This is a genomic window from Ureibacillus aquaedulcis (genome assembly GCF_030418165.1).
In the GTDB taxonomy this organism is placed as follows: Bacteria; Bacillota; Bacilli; order Bacillales_A; family Planococcaceae; genus Ureibacillus; species Ureibacillus aquaedulcis.
In genome coordinates this window covers 20,517-43,321 of record NZ_JAUHTQ010000021.1, presented here as the reverse complement: position 1 = coordinate 43,321, position 22,805 = coordinate 20,517, and the positions used below count along the sequence as shown (strand labels likewise).

At 40.3% G+C, this 22,805-nt stretch carries 20 protein-coding genes, 1 tRNA gene, 1 other RNA gene and 1 riboswitch; of the genes, 4 read left to right on the top strand and 18 right to left on the bottom strand.

Translation table 11 applies throughout. The annotated features are described in order from the left end of the window. A partial coding sequence (locus QYB95_RS17990) for a hypothetical protein (protein WP_301139752.1) occupies nucleotides 1–206 on the top strand: 206 nt, incomplete at its 5' end. Nucleotides 207–374: 168 nt separating this feature from the next. Here QYB95_RS17990 and QYB95_RS17985 read toward each other — a convergent pair. From QYB95_RS17985 to ffs, 14 genes are all read right to left on the bottom strand, one after another. After that, nucleotides 375–644 (bottom strand): pro-sigmaK processing inhibitor BofA family protein, encoded by a 270-nt coding sequence (locus tag QYB95_RS17985; RefSeq protein ID WP_301139751.1) that lies wholly within the window; start codon nucleotides 642–644, stop codon nucleotides 375–377. Nucleotides 645–709: 65 nt separating this feature from the next. Beyond that, nucleotides 710–925 (bottom strand): YaaL family protein, encoded by a 216-nt coding sequence (locus QYB95_RS17980; protein WP_301139750.1) that lies wholly within the window; start codon nucleotides 923–925, stop codon nucleotides 710–712. 165 nt (nucleotides 926–1,090) lie between these two features. Next, nucleotides 1,091–1,687, bottom strand: coding sequence for a recombination mediator RecR (recR, locus tag QYB95_RS17975; RefSeq protein WP_107937661.1), 597 nt, complete (start codon nucleotides 1,685–1,687; stop codon nucleotides 1,091–1,093). Between the two features lie 12 nt (nucleotides 1,688–1,699). Then, nucleotides 1,700–2,014 carry a YbaB/EbfC family nucleoid-associated protein gene (locus QYB95_RS17970; protein WP_301139749.1) on the bottom strand — a complete coding sequence of 105 codons (315 nt, stop codon included), beginning with the start codon at nucleotides 2,012–2,014 and terminating at the stop codon, nucleotides 1,700–1,702. A 97-nt stretch (nucleotides 2,015–2,111) separates the two neighbouring features. Then, entirely contained in the window at nucleotides 2,112–3,887 is a 1,776-nt protein-coding gene (gene dnaX / locus QYB95_RS17965) for a DNA polymerase III subunit gamma/tau (RefSeq protein WP_301139748.1), read from the bottom strand. A gap of 193 nt (nucleotides 3,888–4,080) precedes the next feature. Then, complete coding sequence (locus tag QYB95_RS17960; RefSeq protein WP_301139747.1) at nucleotides 4,081–6,675, bottom strand: VWA domain-containing protein; 2,595 nt, start codon at nucleotides 6,673–6,675, stop codon at nucleotides 4,081–4,083. After that, complete coding sequence (locus tag QYB95_RS17955) at nucleotides 6,659–8,410, bottom strand: vWA domain-containing protein (RefSeq protein WP_301139746.1); 1,752 nt, start codon at nucleotides 8,408–8,410, stop codon at nucleotides 6,659–6,661. Before QYB95_RS17955 ends, QYB95_RS17960 begins: the two co-directional genes overlap by 17 nt. Before the next feature lie 11 nt (nucleotides 8,411–8,421). Continuing rightward, a complete protein-coding gene (locus tag QYB95_RS17950) occupies nucleotides 8,422–9,300 on the bottom strand; it encodes a DUF58 domain-containing protein (RefSeq protein ID WP_301139745.1) in 879 nt (292 codons plus the stop codon). Further along, on the bottom strand, nucleotides 9,297–10,292 hold the full coding sequence (locus QYB95_RS17945; RefSeq protein ID WP_301139744.1) for an AAA family ATPase: 996 nt from the start codon (nucleotides 10,290–10,292) through the stop codon (nucleotides 9,297–9,299). The genes QYB95_RS17950 and QYB95_RS17945 overlap by 4 nt, the downstream gene beginning before the upstream one ends. A gap of 13 nt (nucleotides 10,293–10,305) precedes the next feature. After that, a complete protein-coding gene (locus QYB95_RS17940) occupies nucleotides 10,306–11,766 on the bottom strand; it encodes a hypothetical protein (protein WP_301139743.1) in 1,461 nt (486 codons plus the stop codon). A 13-nt stretch (nucleotides 11,767–11,779) separates the two neighbouring features. Next, entirely contained in the window at nucleotides 11,780–12,643 is an 864-nt protein-coding gene (locus tag QYB95_RS17935; RefSeq protein ID WP_301139742.1) for an ABC transporter permease, read from the bottom strand. Continuing rightward, on the bottom strand, nucleotides 12,640–13,575 hold the full coding sequence (locus QYB95_RS17930; RefSeq protein ID WP_301139755.1) for an ABC transporter ATP-binding protein: 936 nt from the start codon (nucleotides 13,573–13,575) through the stop codon (nucleotides 12,640–12,642). Before QYB95_RS17930 ends, QYB95_RS17935 begins: the two co-directional genes overlap by 4 nt. Before the next feature lie 2 nt (nucleotides 13,576–13,577). Then, a complete protein-coding gene (locus tag QYB95_RS17925) occupies nucleotides 13,578–15,968 on the bottom strand; it encodes a cytochrome c oxidase subunit II (RefSeq protein ID WP_301139741.1) in 2,391 nt (796 codons plus the stop codon). Between the two features lie 527 nt (nucleotides 15,969–16,495). Continuing rightward, nucleotides 16,496–16,762, bottom strand: an RNA gene (gene ffs, locus QYB95_RS17920) — signal recognition particle sRNA large type. Nucleotides 16,763–17,065: 303 nt separating this feature from the next. On the opposite strand from ffs, the gene QYB95_RS17915 reads away from it, so the two are divergent. Then, nucleotides 17,066–17,158, top strand: a tRNA-Ser gene (locus tag QYB95_RS17915). A gap of 333 nt (nucleotides 17,159–17,491) precedes the next feature. Here the strand turns inward: QYB95_RS17915 and QYB95_RS17910 are convergent. Continuing rightward, nucleotides 17,492–18,748 (bottom strand): cation:dicarboxylate symporter family transporter, encoded by a 1,257-nt coding sequence (locus QYB95_RS17910; RefSeq protein ID WP_301139740.1) that lies wholly within the window; start codon nucleotides 18,746–18,748, stop codon nucleotides 17,492–17,494. Between the two features lie 130 nt (nucleotides 18,749–18,878). Continuing rightward, a riboswitch (cyclic di-AMP (ydaO/yuaA leader) is annotated at nucleotides 18,879–19,030 on the bottom strand. Nucleotides 19,031–19,162: 132 nt separating this feature from the next. Continuing rightward, a complete protein-coding gene (locus tag QYB95_RS17905; protein ID WP_301139739.1) occupies nucleotides 19,163–19,789 on the bottom strand; it encodes an RraA family protein in 627 nt (208 codons plus the stop codon). A 193-nt stretch (nucleotides 19,790–19,982) separates the two neighbouring features. Between QYB95_RS17905 and QYB95_RS17900 the strand changes: the two genes are divergently transcribed. Then, a complete protein-coding gene (locus tag QYB95_RS17900) occupies nucleotides 19,983–20,363 on the top strand; it encodes a sodium:proton antiporter (RefSeq protein WP_301139738.1) in 381 nt (126 codons plus the stop codon). Nucleotides 20,364–20,406: 43 nt separating this feature from the next. Here the strand turns inward: QYB95_RS17900 and QYB95_RS17895 are convergent, their stop codons facing one another. Continuing rightward, on the bottom strand, nucleotides 20,407–20,970 hold the full coding sequence (locus QYB95_RS17895; protein WP_301139737.1) for an LOG family protein: 564 nt from the start codon (nucleotides 20,968–20,970) through the stop codon (nucleotides 20,407–20,409). An 82-nt stretch (nucleotides 20,971–21,052) separates the two neighbouring features. On the opposite strand from QYB95_RS17895, the gene QYB95_RS17890 reads away from it, so the two are divergent. Then, complete coding sequence (locus QYB95_RS17890; protein WP_301139736.1) at nucleotides 21,053–21,814, top strand: MBL fold metallo-hydrolase; 762 nt, start codon at nucleotides 21,053–21,055, stop codon at nucleotides 21,812–21,814. 55 nt (nucleotides 21,815–21,869) lie between these two features. Here QYB95_RS17890 and QYB95_RS17885 read toward each other — a convergent pair whose 3' ends face one another. After that, entirely contained in the window at nucleotides 21,870–22,661 is a 792-nt protein-coding gene (locus tag QYB95_RS17885; protein ID WP_301139735.1) for an ABC transporter ATP-binding protein, read from the bottom strand. Between the last annotated feature and the right edge of the window lie 144 nt (nucleotides 22,662–22,805).

Genomic DNA, 22,805 nt, shown 5'->3' with positions numbered 1-22,805 from the left:
TGCCGGACATTAATACTAATGTCCGAAAAACATCTGCTGGCATCAATTTTGATGTCCAAAATTTTCGTTTCCCTAACTTAATAGAAGAAACTGTATTCATTAACGTTTTGTTGTTCAGTTTTCAAGGTTCATTGATTGCCACTTCTCGAGCGACAACTTTTATATTATATCATATAATCAAACGAAGTGTCAACATTTTTTTATAAAATCTTTCGTCAGAAACACTTATTCAATCGACAGTTATTACATCCTATCAATTAACGAAAGCAAAGTCAACAACTTTCTTTTCTTTATGATATTTTTTTGATGTGTCGTAGTGACTTTTAATAATATATCACCATATCAGGCTAAATGCAATAACTTTAAACAAAAAATTATTGGAGTACTGTTAGTACCCCAATACAAAGAACGCCTGGTATTCCTAAAATCGTTATCGTAAGTGCAGAAAATAGGTTAACAGGTACAACAATATCATATCCATCTACAATGATATGAGCTATGTACAGTAATGCAAAGGAGCAGGCAAGCTTAAACCAAAGAATCGCCAACTTCTCAAAAATCACACCAAACCCTACTTTTCTACCTATTAATATACTAAAAAAAAGTAGCGCACAAACAACACCAATTGCTATGTATGTTGTCAATCATATCACTCCTCACGAATATCTATTCATAGGAGCATATGCTTTAGTGGCTACCCTTAGTATGATTATTTAATTAATATTTTCCGAATCCGTGCTTCTTTAAATAAATAGAAATGAATACTTTCCGCGATTTTCCGATGGGCGATTACCTCTAAATCATAATCATCCACGAGATCCTCAATCACTTTGGCACTGCTCCAGTCATCTTTTGTCTCTTTTATCAGATGGACCAGCTTTTCATCAAATTCTCTCTTTAATTTCCCTTTACGACTAAATATCACACTACTCCACTCACCTTATACTAATATCACGGGACAATACATCTTCTTATTTATTTGCCCAGAACAAACTATGTGAGAAAACATGTTATTAAAACTAATACAAAAGAGTGGGTAAACATACACAACAAACTCATTATTCACACTATTAAAAGGTGAGCTGAATCTCTATAATTCGCGGCGGCCTTCCAAAGCCTTTGATAAAGTAACTTCATCGGCATACTCTAAATCGCCACCCACCGGTAAACCATGGGCAATACGTGTTGTACGAATTCCAGATGGTTTTACAAGCCGAGAGATATACATGGCTGTTGCTTCCCCTTCAATTGTCGGGTTCGTTGCTAGTATCAACTCTTGTACCCGTTCATCTTGGAGACGCGTGATTAACGAAGCTACATTAATATCTTCCGGACCCACTCCATCCATCGGCGAGATTGCACCGTGCAATACATGGTAAAGTCCTTGATAATCACGCATTTTTTCCATTGCAATCACATCTTTAGGATCCTGAACAACACAAATTGTCGAGATGTCACGCTGTTTATCAGAGCAAATCTGGCATGGGTCTACATCTGTAATATGCCCACATACAGAGCAATACATTAAATTTCTTTTAGCATCAATTAATGCCTTTGCAAAGGTTGATACCGTATCTTCTTTCATGGTTAAAACGAAAAATGCCAGTCGAGCCGCAGTTTTCGGACCGATGCCTGGCAATTTCATAAAGCTATCGATTAGCTTTGATATTGGTTCAGGGTAATACATTTATGTTTCCTCCTAGAATGGAAGGTTTAATCCTTGAGTGAATTTACCCATTGTTGATGAAGTCGTTTCTTCTACTTTCTTTAGTGCTTCATTTGTAGCAACAACAATTAAGTCTTCTAACATTTCTACATCTTCCGGGTCAACTACAGATGGATCTAATTTTACGCCAAGGACTTCACGTTGGCCGTTTAACGTGATCGTTACCATACCGCCACCAGCAGTACCTTCGAATTCTTTTGCGTTTAGCTCTTCCTGAGCTTGCATCATTTCCTTTTGCATTTTCTGCATTTTCTTCATCATACCTTGCATATTTCCCATACCGCGCATCTTATAATTCCTCCTAATACTATTCTTTAATTTTTAGATTTCACTGAAGACCTGTTGCAATTAGACTCTTTTTTGGCATAAGCTTTGGATTTTTAAATTAATCTTCAACTACCTCAACAAAATCCTTACCAAACATTTTCTCCGCTTCAGTAATTAATGGATCTTCTGAAGCAATCTCTGGTCCATCTTCAATAAATGGTTCCTCATGATCGTCTCCACCTACTTCAGCTCCCTCATCGGAAGTTCCCTTTTTCTGATTCAGACCGTTTTCTTTTATAAAGTTTTGTCGGAGAGTCATCCAGTCATTTTCAGGAATGCATAATACTTCATACATCGTTCCTGTCATTTGGGATAAACTTTGAGCGAAAAGGCTTGTAAACTCTCTGTTTTCGGCAACCATTCGACAATGTATATCATACTTGAATTTTATCACAAATGCACTACTTGAAGCTGCAACTGGTTCCGCTTCAGCCAATAATGCCGCTTGCGATTTTTGGAGCTGGCTCAAAGACTGTGCCCATGCATTTTTTATATTATGAATATCTTGTTTTGTGGCACTTTTTAGCACTTCCCGAATACGTCCTATCGGTGCATTGAAATTATTCGACTTAGCACGCGGACGCGGTGCTTCTTTCTGTTGTACGCCACCATTCCCTTGTGCCTGAATACCATTTTGCAGCTGCATTGTTAACTGCTGCACCATTTTTTCAAGGTTTGCCACCTTTTCACTCATGTCAGGATCGATTGCCAAACTGCCCATTTGCGCTTGAACACTTACAGCACCGCTATTTGGAACTTGCGCCATTTTCAATAGAGCTGTTTCTAGATAGATTTTTGTATGATGCGAGAAGCGCATTTCTTGCTGTGTTTTAGATAGTATATCGATATATCCGTAAAGTGTATCGGCACTGAAATCATGTGCCAGCTGGATAAACTTGTCCTCCGGGGATACTAGTTCCAACAGCTCAGTTAGCTCGCTGCTTGTTTGCAACAATAATAAATCCCGGAAAAATGTAATTAAATCCTCCGCTAAGCGCAGTGGATCTTTCCCGTCCGCTATTAGCTCTTCTATAGCAGTCAATACTTTTGCGATTTCTTTCGCTTTCAATGACTCGACTACCTCATAAAAGATATCTTGGCTAATGGAACCACTTACAAGTAAAGCATTTTCTAGTGTCAACGTTTCGCCACTAAATGATACAACCTGGTCCAACAAGCTTAATGCATCACGCATCCCACCCGCTGCAGCTTGCGCAATTACCTTTAAAGCCTGTTCCTCATACGGCAAATCAATATCCTCTAATACGACTTTCATTCGCTCTAGAATATCGTTTGAGGATAATCTTTTGAAATCAAAGCGTTGACAGCGCGAAATAATTGTTGCGGGTAATTTATGAGGCTCTGTTGTTGCCAAAATAAAAACTGCATGTGGAGGTGGTTCTTCCAATGTTTTTAATAGTGCATTAAAAGCGCTTGTTGAAAGCATATGCACTTCGTCGATAATGTACACTTTAAAGCGTGCATTCGCCGGAGCGAATCTTACCTTTTCAATAATGTCGCGCATTTCTTCCACACGCGAGTTGGAAGCAGCATCAAATTCAATCACATCCGGATGAGAACCTTCCGTAATGCTCAAGCATGTCGGGCATTCATTACATGGCTCACCAGAAGGGGCTTTTTCACAATTTAATGCTTTTGCAAAAATTTTCGCCGTACTTGTTTTCCCTGTTCCGCGAGGACCTGAAAAAAGGTAAGCATGTGTTGTTTTATTTGCTAGCAGAGCATTTTGAAGGGTTCTTTTTACATGTGTCTGACCGGACATTTCACGAAAGCTCTGCGGTCTATAAACACGGTAAAACGCTTGATATGTCAACTTTTCTCACCCCGTCCAATTTCCCTTTAGTCTAGTAGCTACATTATATCATAGGTCCGCTTCTCTTTTCCCTTCCCACGGTAAAATTGCCATTCAATTGTTTAAAATTAATCAGGAAAAAATAAAGGAGCTACCTCTATATGAATAGTAGCTCCTCCTTTCTCCAGAAATTCACGCACACACAACTCTTCAACTATTTCTTCTTCATTTCCTTAAGTAGCTGAGCCACATTTGTTTCTCCGGAAGTTTCTTCGTCATTGGATGTTTTCTTCACTTTAGCAATTGTTTGCAGGAATCCCCATCCAAATCTTCGGATTGTAATATCGATGAAGAATAGCAGCATACTCGCGAAGACAAGCCACAATGTAATGCTTTGTTCTTCTGCACCCTTCATTGTAAATTCACGGAATGCTTGCTCAGGTTCCTCTAGAAGGATACCTCCAGTTCTCTCCGTCATCTGTGCTAATAAGGTTTCATTTGGCGGATGCAGTTCATATTCCTTGCTATAAGGTATCGTCTGGCCGGTTTGATAGATTGTGCCGTCTCCACTTGTAATTCGGAAGAAAACCAGACCTGGATCGGCCTCAACTGAAGCACGTACTTTACTTGCTGAAATCGGCTCTAATTGAGCTTCCAACTCATCCCCGAATTCATTTACTACAGCAATATCCAAAAATGCGGCCTGGTTGGTTGGGTCCGTGATGACGAATGAACCTTGTGCATCTAGCCGGATATCATAGGCAATCTCATTATAGGTTGGCAGCATTCTTGAAATAGCTGTCTGCCAGAAGTTTGGCCACTCTCCCCATCGCGCCCAGTCGCCAGTCCAGGCTCCTGTGGAATCCGAGGTAAACGCAATTGTTCGACCAAGCCCATATTGCCATTCTGCCAATACCGGATCTTCCTTCTCACTTTCTGCAATGACCATCGCGGTTTGCTTTGCCGTCGTGCCGATATAAGCATTCATTTGCGGGACACCTGCTTCAAACAGTGCATTCCACCCTTCCGCACCATAGATAATCGGATAGAAAGGGTTGTCTTCTATATAGGTTCTCGATATCATCGCAGTTTCCCTGGACAGGATGGAAGGGATGGTTGTTTCGTCGAGTACGCTATAGAAACGCCCACTACCCCACTCGCTCAACTCCTCCAATAAAGAGGCATCTGCATCTGCACCAATTGCCACGGTGGATAATGTGATATTATTCTCTTTTCCAGCTTGTATAAGGTCCTCATAACTGCTTGCTGTATAGGACTGGCCATCCGTAAGCAGAATAATATGTTTTCGCTGCAATTCTAGGTCCGTCAAATTCTCATATGCTAGCTCCAGAGAAGAATAGATTTCCGTCCCACCCCCTGGAGGTATGGATAAAACCGTATTTACCGCCTTTTCTTTGTCTGTTAATGGAGCGGTTTCAATTACTTCCCATGGACGATCATCAAACGCGATAAAGCTAAGGGTATCTCCATCACGCAACAGCTCGATGGAACGTGCAGCGGCTTCTTTGGCTAACTCGATTTTGGGACCCATCATACTGCCTGATCGGTCAAGGACAATCGCAAGGCCAAGGGAAGGCAATTGCTGTTTCCCCTTCACTTCCATTTCAACAGGCAGCAGTGCTTCTATCGGGGTTTTAAAATACCCTCCAAGTCCAAAGCTGTTTTCACCACCAACCATCATAAACCCTACACCGAAATTTTTGACGGCTTGCTCGATCACACCCATTTTTTCCTCGCCAACGAGATGCCCCGGAATATTATCAAAAATAATCGCATTGTAATGTAAAAAGCTTGATAACGAACTCGGTAATTCATTGGAGGATTTCACATCATACTTGACCGAATTTGTCCCAATCGCAGATGCGATTGCCGACCCCTCTTCCCGGTCACTTACAATTAAAACTCTCGGTGTACTTTGCACCATTGTGACACTTGTTAATTCATTATTCTCAAATATGGCATCTTCATTAACCTGGACGAGAGCTTCATACTTCACTAACCCTTCAGCCTGTCCGACATGTCGGTAGGTAAATACATTTGCTCCTTCTTCAAGCTGAACGGGTTCTTGATGGATGAGTTGATCATTTTCATATAGATAAAGTTCTGCCTGGGCCGCTGTTGTTGATTCGATTTCTGTTACCAGCTGTTGCTGCTCTCCTGCATAAGCTACTTGTGGAGTTGTAAAACTATTTACGGAAACATCTTCTGCTACTGTTTGACTTAGCGAAACAACATCAATCGAAACATTTGAGTCCGATAACTTCGTTAGTTGCTCTGCTGCATCACCCTTTGTTTCAAGACCATCTGTCAACAAGACAATACGTGTCGCTTTTTTTAAGTCTACAATTCCAGTAGCCAGTTGTATTGCCCGCGCAATATTTGTTTCTCCTTTATTCCCCATGTCACTCAGTTCGGGAACATGCTCCAACCTATCCGTTAACATCGATTCCGTTTGGAGATTGGATGCAAAGGAATATACACCCACAAGATGCGTTTCTTCCTTTGCCTGCAAGCTTTCTTCAATAAAGGAAATTGCTCGTTCCTCTACGCCTTCCAAGGATGCGGAACGATCAATTAAAAACAGGACCTGCTCTTCTTTTACCGTCAGCAGAAGGTAAGGCGCACAAATTGCAAATACCAAAAGGATCACTGCTATAATTCGAATGCCAAAGACGATTTGTTGATTCTTTTTTAACTGTTTCCTATGCTGCCACCATGTCCAAAGGAAATAACCGGCTAGTGGAATAAGCAGCAATAGTGCCAATGGATGATCAATTCGCAAATCCACGTCTTCTTTGCACCTCCCACTCTAGTACGAGTAATAAAAGAATCGGTATCAGCAACCATTGGACAAATGATTTCTTGGTCGTTTCTTCTTGCGCACCATTTTGAATGGCTCCTAATTCGAAGCTGGTACCTTCTTGAATTGAACGTTCCCCGCTCGAGAGCTCGACAATAAATTGTTTTTCCTCTTCCTTGGAGCTGATGGTATAGACTCCTGGAGTTGCAGGAGCTCTAAACTCACCACCGCCCTCAACAGTAGAAATATATTCACCCTCGCCGGAATAGATCGACCATTCCCCCGAAGATAGTGAAACAGCTCGACTTTCACCCGGAGAGAAAGTACCAAGGCTTTGTGTTCCTTCTATTAATTCATTTTGAATTCCCCACAACAAAAGCGGGAATGACGGGTGCAGCGGCCAATCCGTCTGCTCGATATCCGCCAAGATCACTATATCTCCTCTTGGTGACCGTTGAACAAAAGGTTTCTCATCAATTGTGGCTATTGTTGCAAAGTCATCAAAAGCCGGATAAATCGAACTAACATAGACATCTTCCAATGAACTAAAAGCAAATAGTGAATCCTGCGACATATCCACAAGAGCATTTACCTCCTGAGCTTCTACATCATCCCGCCCAATTAGTACAATCGGGGATGCAGATTTTTGGAGAAGTTCTTTTTGATTTGTCACAACCATTGCATCCGCCATACCTAATAACTGATCTGCAGGAACAATTTTCACATCTGCATTCAGGGCCTGAAACCCTTTCTGAACAAGCTGATGCATTTGCTGGTCAATAACGATCTCCGACGTCCCACTTCCTACCAAGGTGACCATCGCATTGTCCATTTTATAATCATCTTTTGCTTGAATTGTGGCAGTTAATAAATTTGTCATAGGAAGGTCCTCAAAGGTTTTAGACCATTCTTCTCCACCTTGCAGTGCAACCTCTTCCTGGACGATCCGTTTATTCTCGCCATCCAGTAAAGAGAGTTGAACTACTTGCATACTTTCTGCCTCATTTTTCAGCTGAATAAGGGCTAGTGTCGTGCCTTCCAATGCCGTGGACACCAACCGGGTAATCGATACATTTTCAAGCCCTTTACTTGCGCCTTTTACAACCCACGTAATTTTATCGCTTTCGATTGGAAGCTCCCCACGTTCAACCGAGTCAGTAAATAAGTAAACAGAGGTTGCCGTTTCTCCTATAAAAGCGGATGCCATATCAAATGCTTTAGACAGTTGTTCTTCTTCATAGGCTACTTCTATTTCCTCAATCGCTTTATGTATGACTGATTCTCTTGTTTCTTGGCGAACGATTGCTTTCGGTTCCTCTCCGGTAGTAATGATTGTTACTGGGCGACCGTTTAAAGCCTTTGCCAAAGACTTCATTTCTTCTTTATGGCGATCAAAAGTGGTACTTTCCCCATCTTTGGCAAGCATGCTTGCAGATGTATCCACAATCCAAATCGACTGTTCCCCTTCGATTTCCGTTGTTTTCACAAACGGATTCATAAGAGCTAATACAAATAAAATAAGGGCCAGTAATTGCAAATAGAGCAGGGCATTTTGTTGTAGGTGCCTTAAGTAAGGTGAAGCTTTTGTTTCCTGCATGGCCTCATCCCAAAAGAGAGTTGAAGAGACAGGCTGGTCCTTATACTTTTTACGGAAAAAATAATAAAGCAGGACGATAACCGGTATGAATGCTGTCCATATAAATAGGAGATTAGTAAATCCCAAATAGCTTCACCTCACTGTACCCAATGCGATTTGAGCATTTTATGGAAAATGGCATTTTGTAACCCATCCTCCACAACCAGTTGAATTTTGCGAATGCCAAAACGATTAGCTAAGGCATCCAACTCTGTTTCGTGCATTTCTTGTGATTTTCCATAGCTGGCTAAAACACGGTTTGAAACAGACACATTCACATCCCGCCCAGTTTCGGCATCAATTAACCGGACATCCCCGGTATAGGATGGATTCAATTCATCTTGTGTCACAATTTGAATGCAGCGTATATCCCCAGCAAATCGCGGTAACCGTTTAAAAAATTTCTCCCATTCACCTATTGGTTCGAGACCATCTGTAATAACAAAAAGAACAGTACTATCTTTAGGTAGTGCCTTGATGCCTTCCCTTGCGAAACTGCCTGTACCGTTTGCTTTCTCTAAACTCGAAACAATTTGCAAAAAATGTTTTCTGTAGGTTGCTCCTTTTCGTCTAAAGGGAAGCGTGTTCGTTTCGTTTACATATGAAAAGGATAGTCGGTCATCTCGATTTAGAACCATCAATCCGATGGCAGAAGCAACCTGTCTTGCAAACACCCACTTCTTTTCTTCACCCATTGACCGCGTAGCATCCAATAAAATATGTACCCGCATCTCCTGCTCGTCTAAAAAACGTTTTATAAAGTACTTTTCCATCCGCGCATACACATTCCAATCGACTTGCCTCACATCATCCCCCAATGTGTATTCACGAAAATCGGAAAAATCGAGGGATGCACCGAATCTTTGCGAACGATTGCCCCCTTTATGCTGTCCGCGTAGCTTGGAGGAAGTTGCTATGGATAAGCGGCTAATTTTCGAAACCCATTCATCAGGTAATATTAATTTTTGATTCTTCATAGCCCCACGCCTTGCTGGATTGAATTTATAATGTTGTTGATTAGGTCATCCGCTGTTTTCCCCTCTGCCTCTCCTTCATAATTCATCATCATTCGATGGCGAAGAGCTGGTTTGGCAACCGATTTAATATCTCCGATGGATACATGGAAGCGGCCTTGCATTACAGCACGAGCTTTTGCTAATTTAATAATGCTTTGCAAGCCTCGCGGACCACTGCCATACATCGCAAACTGCTGAACTTCCGGTAAAGCCAGTTCTCCCTGCGGGTGTGTAGCGACAACTAAATTGACCGCATACTCCATCATTTCATCAGCCACCAATACTTCCTTGACCATTTGCTGTGCAATAATCAGGCGATCGCCGTTCATCACTTTTTCTAAATCGATTTCCAGTGCACCCGTTGTCCGTTTCATAATTTCCATTAGCTCTTTTTTTGAGGGATAAGGAACCAAAATTTTGCATAAGAAACGGTCCATCTGTGCTTCCGGTAAAGGATACGTCCCTTCCATCTCTATTGGGTTTTGCGTTGCAAGTACAAAGAAAGGTTTTGCCATTTTCTTTGTATCTCCTAAAATCGTAACGGTTTTTTCCCCCATTGCTTCAAGCAAAGCACTTTGCGTTTTGGGTGTCGCCCGGTTTATTTCATCCGCTAGGACCATCTGGCTAAAGAGTGGCCCCGGCTGAAAGACAAATTGCTGTTTTCCACTCTCTGTTCGCTCAATAATATTCGTCCCCGTAATGTCAGTAGGCATTAAATCGGGTGTGAATTGAATACGGGAAAAGGAAAGATCCAATACTTCTGAAATTGTTCGAATCAGCATTGTTTTCCCGAGCCCCGGCAAGCCTTCCAACAAGGCATGCCCATCAGCCAATATCGAGTACAGCGTGAATTCTATCGCTTCTTCTTGGCCCACTATGAATTTACCTATTTCATTTTTTACACTTTGCAGTTCCTGGCTCATTTCACTATATTGCTGTTCACTGAAGGCCATTCTTTCATCCCCTTTATTCCGACTCTACGGAAGAAAAATATGATTGGACAATATCTTGTAAATCCTTGGGCAGCTGCATTCTTTCCGAGCTCTCCAAGTAGCTTTCTTTATAGTCGCCTATGACTTCTTCATAAGGCCGGATACTTCCCTTTGTCACCGGAACAGGTCCTTTCTGTTCACCAACAGCTGTACCCTCACCGACTGGACCTCCATCAACTGTTGTTTCACTGCCGCCGCCCACTCGATTTGGAATGGAAAGTAGATCGCGGCCACCCTGACCAAGTCCAGCTCCATTTCCACCCTTGCCGCTTCCTGTTCCGCCATTTCCACTTCCTGTTCCGCTTCCCGTGGTTCCTTGACCGGAGCCAGAGCCGGAACCGTTACCCGGGCTATTTCCTTGACCCTGACCTTGCCCGTTTTGACCAGATCCACTATTGCTTCCTTCGCCATTTTGGCCAGATTCACCATTATTTCCTTGGCCATCTCCTTGTGACTCACCCTGATTTCCACTTTGTTGTCCATCACCTTCGCTTGAAGAATCAATCTGTTCATCTTCTGAACTATTTTCTGTTGATTCCGATCCAAGTTCACTAGCGATGGCATTTTGTAGATCAAAGCTAATCGGCTTTCCTAGTTTACTTAATGCAGTTTGAGTACTATTGGCAGTATTCGCAAGTTCCTTTTGCATCTCCATTAGCTCTCCTAACTGCTTTTGCTCCTCTGTTGTTAACCCATCCGTTCCTTCGCCGCTATCTTGCTTTGCCAAATTTTGTTGTTCTTTTAATTTCTGCTCTTGGAGCTTTAATTCCTTTTGCTTTTTCACTACTTCCCGTAGAGCTTCCTCGGAAGTATCTAATTCATTTAATTTATTTTGCAATTCTTGTAATTGTTTTTTTGTTTCTTTCGTTTCGGATTTTTCCTGAAGCTCCGCTACTTCTTTTTCGAGATCATTGATAACATCCTTTTCTTTTTCTATAACAAGCGCTTGTTGTTGTGTTGCTGATGGGAAAATGGACAATGCCCCGATTATAATCATCATTAAGATAATTCCGACTAAAGCTTTGGGCTTCCAAAGCGTTCTTTCACGTTTCTTGAAGTGTTCAAAAGCAGCTGGTGATTCTTCTACCGCTTTTTGAATAATAGAACCTACTAACGGATTCGATTCATCTCCCAACGAAAGAGCCGTCACAAGCTCATTGTGGGGGTAGAAGCGATCTAAACGATGCAATGCCTCTTTTCCCCGGACTCTCTTCCACCAAATATAAACAACCGCTGCCATGAAAGTGCAGATCCCCACATAGATTGTGGCATCCCGGTAATAAGAAAAAACAAATAAACGGGAAACTAGAAGAATCGCCGCGCTTAAAAACAACGCCGAGAGTATTCCATATTGCAATTTGGGAAGTGAATGCTCCATATTTAGACTTCTTTTTGCCCGACGGATAAATTGTTTCAATGTTTGACGGCTATCCATTTCCATTGCCTCCTTATCTATTTGTTTTCATATTCGCACGTAACTTACGAATGGCAATCAATAAGCAAAAAGCCGTTAATAGCACATAAAATATTAAATAGCTCACCCAGACAGGGATTGAAACTCCAACCGCGGACTCTAGACTTGTTGCCATTTCAGGATAAAGAATCGTTACCATCAGTGCTCCCGGATTGATGCTTGCCCAAAAATATGGAATGGGGGAAAATGGCGCTGCATTCGGCTGTGGATTTCCTGAATACATGAACATTTGATCCATGGAAACCCCTACAAAAAATAGGAATGCCGTAATCCCTCCTAAAAAAATCATTGCCCCATAAGTAGCAATCATTGATACAATCGTTCTTTTCGTGATTGTTGAAAACATAATCCCAATACTTCCGATTGCAATCAGTGTAACCAAATAAAATAAGAAGATTGTAATCAACTGGGACGGCGAGACACCACCAAACAAAAATACAAGACTATATAAAGGCAAGCCTGCCAATAACATCAATACTAAAAATGCCACTGACGATAAAAGCTTTCCTACGATTATTTGAGTGGAGCTTTGAGTTGTCGTCAGTAAAATATTCAATGTTTGTTTCTCGCGTTCTGTACTAATTGCACCGGCAGTCAAGCCAGGGGTAATGAACATCACAAGCCCCATTTGAATTACACTTAACACAGCAAACATTGTAAAGCTATCCCGCGGTCTAAAAAAACCGGTACCTGAAAATTGTGTGTAGATCAGCAAGAACCCCGTAACAAAAATACATAACACCGCTAAGTAGAACATTAATCCCGAGAAGCTTTTAAAGGAGCGGAATCGCAGCTTTAACTCCTTTAACAAAACTGGGTTTGAAAAGCGTTCCATCATTTTTCATCCGCTCCCTTCGTTATCGCCATAAAGACATCTTCCAGATCCTTTTCTTCTTCTGTTAAGGAGAAGATTGAAATATCTGCAAGTAATGCTTTGCGCAGAAGATTTACTTGATCCATTGTCTTCCCGCGATAATTAAAGGCAACCTCATTTTTCCCATGAGTCATTTCTATTGAACTAACAAATGGGTCTTCTTCAAAGAAGGCACGGGCTTTTTCGAGATCGTCCATTACTTTTACAATAATGCGTTTGTCTCCCTGCAGTTGGTCTTGAATCTGGGCAACATTACCGTGAGCAATTAATTTACCGTTATCAATCACGCCTATTTCGTCGCACATTTCTGCAAGCTCCGGCAAAATATGCGATGAAATTAGGATTGTTTTTCCCATCGATTTCAAGTGCTTTAAAATATCCCTCATTTCCACCCGGGCCCGGGGATCCAAACCTGAAGCCGGTTCATCCAATATTAAGACCTTGGGATCATGGATAAGGGAGCGGGCCAAACAAAGGCGTTGCTTCATACCGCGTGATAGTAAGTCAACATACTCGAAGCGTTTCTCTGTTAAATTCACGAGCTCCAATAATTGCGGAATGAGGACTCGTCGTTCTGCCGCAGGAAGGCCATAGCTCGCTCCATAAAAATCAAGATATTCATCTGCTTTTAGCTGGTCATATACTCCGAAAAAGTCCGGCATATAGCCAATTTGTTTACGTACTTCCTTTGGTTCGCGCACTACACTTTTCCCATTGATCAGTGCATCCCCGGCAGATGGTGAAAGGAGCGTGGAAAGTATTGAAAATGTAGTAGACTTTCCTGCACCATTCGCTCCAACAAAGCCAAATACAACACCTTCATCCAGTGATAGCGTCAGATTATCCAATGCCGTAAAGGAACCATATTTTTTCGTTAATCCTTGTATATCCACCATCATTATTGTGCCACCCCTTTTATTTCAACATCAGGCATTTTAACAGGTGACCCCATATCATCCGTTATCCGGACAAGGATTTTCAGTTGACCCTCTGATGATATATATTGTTCTAAATTTGTTGTGTAACTAGCACTTGCTTCTTGTATATCTTCATATTGAGAAGTAGTACTATTCCAAATAGCAAGCGACATACGATCCGATGCTTTATTGGAAATCGAAACTTCGCTCCAGGATGTGCCCTCCAAAAGCTCATCGGGTACCCAAACATTGAAGTCGTAATCCCCTTTATCCAAAAACCACTCATTTGTTGCTTCATTCATTAATTCCATATAGCCCGAACCAGTGGATTGCTCTAAAGAAACGTCTAGGGATTCTTTATCTAAAGTAAATTCGCCCGATAATTCGATAGCAGGCTCAAAGCTTTGAGCAATGTAGGCTACCGGGGACATTTTTGCATTGCCATCTAGTTCAATTCCAACCAATGCCTCTTCTGTCCATGCGGTAATTACAGGTAATCGTTCCTCCTCTATCAGAGCTCCTACTCCATACTTCAGCTTCTCCAGGCGAACTGGCATTAGTTCATCCTTAGATTGAGCTTGGGTATAGTTATAGTTTGAAAAGGAAGGTGCAAGTAAAACAGAGTTTTTTACTTCTTCCGATACCTCAAGAGTACCTTCCGCTTCTATATCTCCTAATTCAATCTCCTTAGTTCCTGACCAGATCGCCACACCATTCAATTTGAATGGGAAGTGGTTCGTAATGCTTCCTTCTACTTTTCCGTCTTTAAGTGTTAATTGGATATCCATATTCCCTGCATTGTCTATTTTGGATTGCCCAACAATGGATTGGACAGACCAGTAATTTAAATTCCTCAGATTAATCGTAGAACCATTTGCATGCTCTTTTACATAGGATTTTTCATGGAGTACACTTTCAGATGGGCTTGAATAGAAAGTTGAATTTCTTGAAGCAACAGCTGTTGTATTTTCATCGGTCGTAAAGGTAAAGTCCCCTCCACGGTTTGTTAAAATAGACTCCACGTAATTCCCAACAAGATTCTCGCCCTCTACTTTATAAAAAGCGGATTGCTGGATTTGTGATTGCAGCAAACGATCTTTTGCACCAAATAGAAACATACATAGTGAAAGACCAATCGATAAAACCGGGATAACCCACCAAGCATGCTCCCGTTTATCCATTCGTTTTAAAACGAAGTAAAGTAACGGGCCAACTATTAGGATATAAACAATTACCGTGATCACAAGCAGTGTTGTCGATACTTCAAAAGAAGGAAAGAGTTCATTCACACTTCCGACTTCTGAAGGAAGATATTCATTTATACCGCCATAATACATTCCAAACGAATTAGTTTGTCTTGGATTTTGCAGCTTTAAAATTTGAGCAATTAATTTTGCGTAGCCATCCATCCCTGCAAGTGGCTGATCACCCAAAGAGAAGGTCGTTTGAATAATTTGCCCGCTACCTAACGCCAGACTCGATGCAAGAATTGTATCTCCATCTTCAAGCAGATCAACACTGCCCACTTTTTCTTGGGCTTGATATACCTCAATATCTTGTGTAAAGATTCCTTCATTGGATAATGAAGCAAGACTTTCTTTTGAAACAGCAACCCTTTCATTAGATAGGGTCAGTGGTAAATGGTCTTTAAAAGGTCCTGCGGATACTTCAACTTGATCAGAAGCACCGATCAGGAGCTTTCCACCATTTTCTACCCAACTGTAAATTGCTTGTTGCTGCTTTTCTGACAGATCTGCCAGACTTACTTCATCTACCGCAAGTACATCAGCCATTGCCAACCCCTTTGCATCTGATGGCAATTCAAACTCTTTAAGCTGATTTACGTGGAAAACTTCAACATTATAAGTTGAAAATTGTCTTAACCGTTGTAAAGCAGATAATCGGTCGCTATTTTCTGTTAATGTATAAATAAATGTAGCTTCTTGTTCATGGATTTGGGGACGGACCACTTTTGTACCTGTAAATTCCACAGGGTTTCCTTCCTCAATACCACCCTCGTAAAAAGTAAATAGACTTGCTTGTTGATTACCACTGTACAAGTAATCATCCGATAATCCATTTAAATACAGCTGAATTGTTTTCGTTTCTCCTTCTGCAATATCTACTGGATACACCAATCCAGATCCAACAGAGGGAGATTCCGCTGCATCAATGACTAAATCCCCTGAAAAGGGCGAGCCGTCATTTGTTATGGTTACGCTCATCGGTAACGGCGTATAGTATTTAACTTTATTGGATATTCCCGCTTCAGCTTGAACATCCAATTTGGGTGCTGCACTAGCACTGTTTATATGTAAGAAACTTAAAACAAATAATAATGACAGTACTGCTGGCATTATTCTCTTTATCAAAACCATGACCCCCTTTTTTCCTCTTTAATTGGTACGTTCATTTTACAATTAAGTTCCAGTATTACCAGATAATAAGTAAATTTTCAGATTTTGTTCGTATCGTTCGTATTACTATAATACGTTTGTAATAAATTTTATTACTAAGATTTATGCATTAGATAAGTTCTATAGATTAGATTATTATTAGCTATATTCTTATAAAGTATTGGGTTAGGTGGGTGTGCTAAGCATATAAGCTGTATAGTGTCTCTACGGCTTGTATAGGCCCTAAAAAGTACTAGTTTTCATAAAAAAACACTTTCGATGGATGGGAGTGAAATGGAAGGCTGGAGAGTAGAAATGTGAAAATACTGATTCGAATTAAACGAATCTGATATGGTTGAAGGAGAAAGTGTCACAATACAATCTTGTATAGAGAAATGTATTAGCTACCGGCTAAAGTTTTTCGACAACAAAAAAGACAAAATCAACCATTTAGTTGATTTTGTCTTTTTAAATGCCTGCATGGCTTAATATGTATATTAAAGCCGTGCACCTTTCTTCGACAGCCGTACATAAGCGTTACTCTTGTCGCCAGCTCAGGTTAGGCTACCCCGCGGCACATGGATGAAGCCACTTAATGCTGCTTCCTTCCGGACCTGACATGGTTCATGGGTATCCATTGCGCAGGACCCAACCTTCAACGCTACGTGCAAGAGGCAGACCAAACATACGGACAGCCTCAGAAAAGGACTTCAGTCTCGCTAGAGCGGATTGCGAGTTACAGGGCACCGCTACCTCCCCACCTAGCACGGCATAAATTAGTATACTTTATACCAAGGGGTAATTGCAATGTTTTGTTCTGGTTAATTTGGAAATACTATATTTTTTCCTATTAAATAAAATTATCTTACGTGCTGACTTCTCTTTTATGCTTTTTTTTTGAGGACAGCAACCTCCATGTAAGAACGGTAACCAATTTTCTAAGTTCTATTTTGATAATAGTATTATGAAATCAAACAAATTTAATCTCTTTAAAAAAATGTATAAAACTATTGACCGCGGTTATAATACATGATATATTATTTCTTGTCGATACAGTTCGACATATTTATCACGGAGGCATACCCAAGTCTGGCTGAAGGGATCGGTCTTGAAAACCGACAGGCGGGTTAAACCGCGCGTGGGTTCAAATCCTACTGCCTCCGCCATTTTTTATAATAATTCAACTACTCAACCGTATCTTTTCTGGATACGGTTTTTTATTTTATCTAAAGACTTAAGAGGTTCCATTGATCTTTTAAGCCTATTAAATATACCTTGGTGTATGTGTGATAGACTCTAATGCTTTGGCGCACCTTAAGTACTTTCTCCCTTCACTTTTGATGATCCATTGCAAGTGTTCTATCTCAAGCTGAGTACCCAGTAAAATTTCATTCTACATCTTCACAGAAAAAAAGACTTTCAACGCTCGACGTTGAAAGTCTTTTTTTGCAGGTTACGATAATCGAACTCTATATTGACATAATATAGAATTTATTTTATTAAACTTTTTGAGTGTTTTCCACTTCAGTATTAGGGTCAAATTGACCTTCCCATTTAGCAACAACAAGTGCCGCCAATGAATTACCTACTACGTTAACCGCAGTACGTCCCATATCAAGAATACGGTCAATACCAACGATAAACATCAGGCCTTCCGGTGGTAAGCCCATTGTGCCGAATGTTGCTAATAATACAACGAATGATACACCTGGTACACCAGCCATACCTTTTGATGTAACCATCAAGACCAGCATTAACATGATTTGTTCACCAATACCTAAGTCAATACCATACATTTGCGCAACAAATAGTGAAGCGATTGCTTGGTACAATACCGAGCCATCCAGGTTAAATGAATAACCTGTTGGAATAACAAAAGTTGAAATATGCTTTGGCGCACCAACTTGCTGCATTTTGTCCATAATTCTTGGAAGAACCGTTTCTGAACTAGATGTAGAGAATGCCAAAAGTAATTCTTCTTTAATCACCTTAATTAACTTAAAGATGCTGTATCCAATGATTTTAGCCATAATACCCAAGATAACAATTACAAAGAAGATCATCGTTCCATATACAGTTAGCGCCAATTTAGCAAGTGGAATGAGTGATGCAAAACCATATTTAGAAATTGTCACTCCGATTAAAGCGAAAACACCGATTGGAGCATATTTCATAAATAAGTTTGTTACATAGAACATAGCATGTGATATACCTTCAAAGAAGTTTAATGCTGTTTTCCCTCTTTCGCCAATTGCCGCGATACCAAGACCTAATACCAATGCAAAGAAGATAATCGCCAGCATATCGCCTTCAACCATTGCCTGGATAGGATTTGTAGGGACAATGTGCAGAAGCGTATCCGCAATTGATTTCCCTTCTTGTTCATGCGAAGTATCCACATAGCCAGAGATATCTGTTTGGCTTAGATTATTCATATCCACACCAGAACCGGGTTGGAATATATTGGCAGATAGTAGACCTACTGCAATGGCAATTAATGTCATACCAATGAAATAGGCCAATGATTTACCGCCCAGTTTTCCGACGGATTTCAAATCTCCGACACCAGCAATGGCAACAATAATACTAGAAAGTACAATTGGTACAACAATCAGCTTAATCAATCGGAGGAAAAGATCACCGAATGGCTGTAGAACACTTTGTGCCGTTTCACTTCCATAGAAGATTCCACCGACAATAATCCCTAAAATTAGACCGATAAAGATTTGCGTTGCTAAACTTAACTTAAACTTCATTAATTACCCCACCTTCTTGATGTTTTTAGCTATACGACTTACTCTGGTAAGGGAAACAAGTATATGAATGAAACCCATTAATTTAATTAACACAAAAAGCTTGTACTATTGACTAACTAAATCTCTTCATATCGCTTCCTTTAAACGCTTACGAGGTTAGCTTTCAGGTTAGGACTTCGGAAACTAAAAGCCCTTTCATTTTAGAATTCACCTATAACGGAGATATCCGTATAAATCATTTGGGTCCCCCGCTCCTAAAATAGGATTAAGCGAAAAATTACCTAACTAAATAAATATTATCATTATTATACTTGAAAAGTAAATAACTGATTATTTCCATCTCTATTATGCATAAAAAATAAAAGAGATAACCACCAGTATTCTTGATAGTCACCTCTTTTAGTATTCAACTTTTTATTTTGACAATACCTTATCCAAGTAAGCACGAATAGATATTTCACCACGAGATAATGCTTCTATTTCCCGTAATTCATCTTTTCGTACTTTTTCTTCTGCCGCATTCGCGACATGTTCCGCATCTTTATTGGGAATAACAACAACACCATCCACATCACCAACTATATAGTCACCAGGATGCACGGCCACACCCCCAATTGCTATCGGTACATCTACAGCGCCTCCCCCATTCTTGAAGCCAGCTGCCACACTTGTACCTAAGGAGAAGACAGGAAAATTTAATTCCCGAATGGCTGCAATATCACGTATCACGCCATCTACAACAAATCCCTGTACTCCTAGACCTTTTGCTAATGAAATGACAAAATCCCCGGCTACCGCTCGATTTCTATTGCCTTTTGCGTCAATCACGATAATTTCACCCTTTTGTGCTTTACTGATAGCTTCCAGTACTGCACCATTCTCGCCATCAGGCAGCCTTACTGTAAGGGCTCGTCCAGCTATTTTAAAGTGATTACTAAGCGGTTTAATGCTCCCATCCACATTGCTATGACCACCAGTTGCATCTGAAATAGCCGTAGTAGGTAACGCGAATAACCTTTGTTGTAATGTTTTAGTTTCCATTTTTAATCCCCTTATTGACAAAACATTATAATAATTCAGATAATATAATAATATTAGATCAAATTAAATAGTAATTTTTTATTAATTTAATCCATACCACCCTTTAAAATAGTACGATTTGGATAAAATGTAATTAGTGTGCACTTCTCAGAAGGTTTTTGAACATACATAAGGACAAGAAGGAGTGATATGTATGAAATTAAATCGATTAGTACAGCAATATCAGGGGAGTGATGGAGAAGTAGGGTACAAAATGGCTACATTTGATATTGATGTCATTGCAAAATCGACTGGAGGGCTTGCTCCTACCATTTTATATTTTCATAATAACCAAGATGTCACAGATGACATTCGTTCGCTCAGGTTTGGGGTGGACTCGCCTTACACCTATATCGATGATTACGGACAGTTTCAAACCATGCTATATAAAAAAGAACAGCAAGCTCTTAATAATTTATACGATACAATTAGCATCCGCCCCAGGAATATGTCAACTGCCAAACAGATCTTATGGAGTTTCGGAGTCTTGCTCCTAATGGGAATCCCACTATTAGTAGCAATGATATTACGATAGAAAAAACCCTAAGCAATTTTATAATATTGCTTAGGGTTAAGTTTCAGCTGCCCATTTTTAGTAAAACTTCCTGATGGCTTCCTAGAATATGCAGAATTTCATCAGCTGTTGTGGCAACCCTTAAAATGTCACGCTGCTCTTCCCGAATAAATCCTTCTTCAATCATTTTTTCAAAATGTAGAATAAGGGCATCATAGAATCCATCGATATTATATAAAATAACAGGATTTTGATGTAAGCCGATTTGTGCCCAAGTAAACACCTCAAAATATTCGTCCAGTGTGCCGCAGCCACCTGGTAAGGCAATGTAGGCATCCGAAAGATCGACCATTTGCTTTTTTCGAATATGCATGGATTCCACGAAATGAATCTCGGTTAAATGTAAATGCGCAATTTCACGTTTTTGTAAATGCTCGGGCATAATGCCGATAACCCTGCCACTGTGAGCTAATGATGCATCAGCAACAGCGCCCATAAGGCCCACATTGGAACCGCCATAGACAATCCCAATTTGAGCTTTTGCTAATGTTTCACCTAGCTCCTTCGCCTTTTCTATATAAATATCCTTCTTCCCTGCTTGTGAACCACAGTAGATCGCAACGTTCATTTTTATCCCCCCAAAGCTCGATTTGATATACTACAAGTATACAGCGTAATTATTAATACTTTGTAAAAAAGGAGAACCTTCCATGAAAATTTTCCCCTTAGGTGTAGGTGGTGCTTTCACAAAAAGCAACTATCATAATAACTATATCATTGAATTCGACGAAAAATGCCTTTTGATTGATGCTGGAACAACTCTGAGAACTAGTCTGCCAGCTGCTGGGTATGATTATTTAGCCATCGATTATGTCTTTATTTCACATCTTCATTATGATCACGTCGGTGGTTTAGAGGAATTAGTCATGACTCGCTTTTGGCAATTTGAAGATGGACAACATTCACCTTTAAAAACAACCGTGATTGTTCACGAAAAACTTTTACCACTCTTGAAGAATTACCTAAAGAATAGCCTGGAGAATCAAGGGCGCGGAGTGGACGATTTTTGCGACTTTATTCCTTTAAAGGATGGCAAGGAATTTAAAATAGGGGATTATGGGTTTTCCGTCATCGATACAACGAATCTTCATGCAGATGGTTTAATCAGTGCGGGGTTTAAATTATCATCTGAAAAAGCGAACATTGTTTTTTCTGGGGACGTGAAAAACTTGCAGCTTACAAACCTGAAAGAGCAAGTTGATGAAAATACCGTTGCAATCTTCCAGGACATAAGTTTCACATTTAACGGTGTCCATGCAACACTCCAGGAAGTACTCGAATACTATCCGGTATCATTGCACAAAAAAATCTATGCGATGCACTATAACGATAATGTAGAAGATTATAAAGAGGCTATAAAACAAGCCAATATACGTCTGGTGAAGAGACAAGAAGTTCTTGAATTGTTTTAAGAAAATAAAAACAGCACTGCGCTAAGTGCTGTTTTTATCCAGAGTCAAGATTGAGCTAGTTATCTTCTTTAATTAAATCATACGTAAGACATATCGGTTTGTTGGAACGGGGATCCTTACTAATAACGGCATCGATATTAAACACCTTTTTTAATACTTTGGATGTCATTACTTCCTCTGGGGTGCCGGCTTTAACCAAGTTCCCTTTTTCAAGGGCAATCATATAATCCGAGAATCTTGCAGCATGATTCAGGTCATGTAAAACCATCACTATGGTACGCTTCTCTTTTTTGTTTAAGTTTTGAAGAAGCTCCAACACCTCGAGCTGGTGGGCCATATCCAAGTATGTAGTTGGTTCATCCAAGAAAATGATATCTGTATTTTGTGCAAGTGCCATCGCAATCCAGACACGTTGTTTCTGCCCACCTGAAAGTTCGTCCACATAACTATTTTTTAATTCATAAGTATTCGTTGCTTTCAATGCCCAATCGATAATTTCTCTATCTTCTTTCTTTAAGCTCCCGAAGCCTGATTGGTATGGGAAGCGGCCATAAGAAACCAATTCTTCAACTAATAACCCCACTGCACTATCTTGGGTTTGAGGTAAAATTGCTAGTTCTTTGGCTAACTCTTTTGTGTTTTTCTTCTGAATCTCGGCACCATCCAGCATAATCTGCCCTTTTTGGTGTGGGATAATTCTTGTCATGGCTTTTAATAATGTTGATTTGCCACAACCATTTGACCCAATAATTGTCGTAATTTGGCTGTCGGGAATTCCAATTGTTAAGTCATTTACAATCACTTTCTTATCGTAACCCACTTCGACATTGCTGACATTCATTCGCATTTAACTATTTTCAACCCCTGTTTCTCTGCCGTAAATAAGAACCGTTCTCAATCAAATCTGTTAATCAAAATTATTCTCTTTTCCATTTCAATTGTCAATAACAACTTCCATAGATAAAAGGGTTTCCATTATCTAACGCCGAAG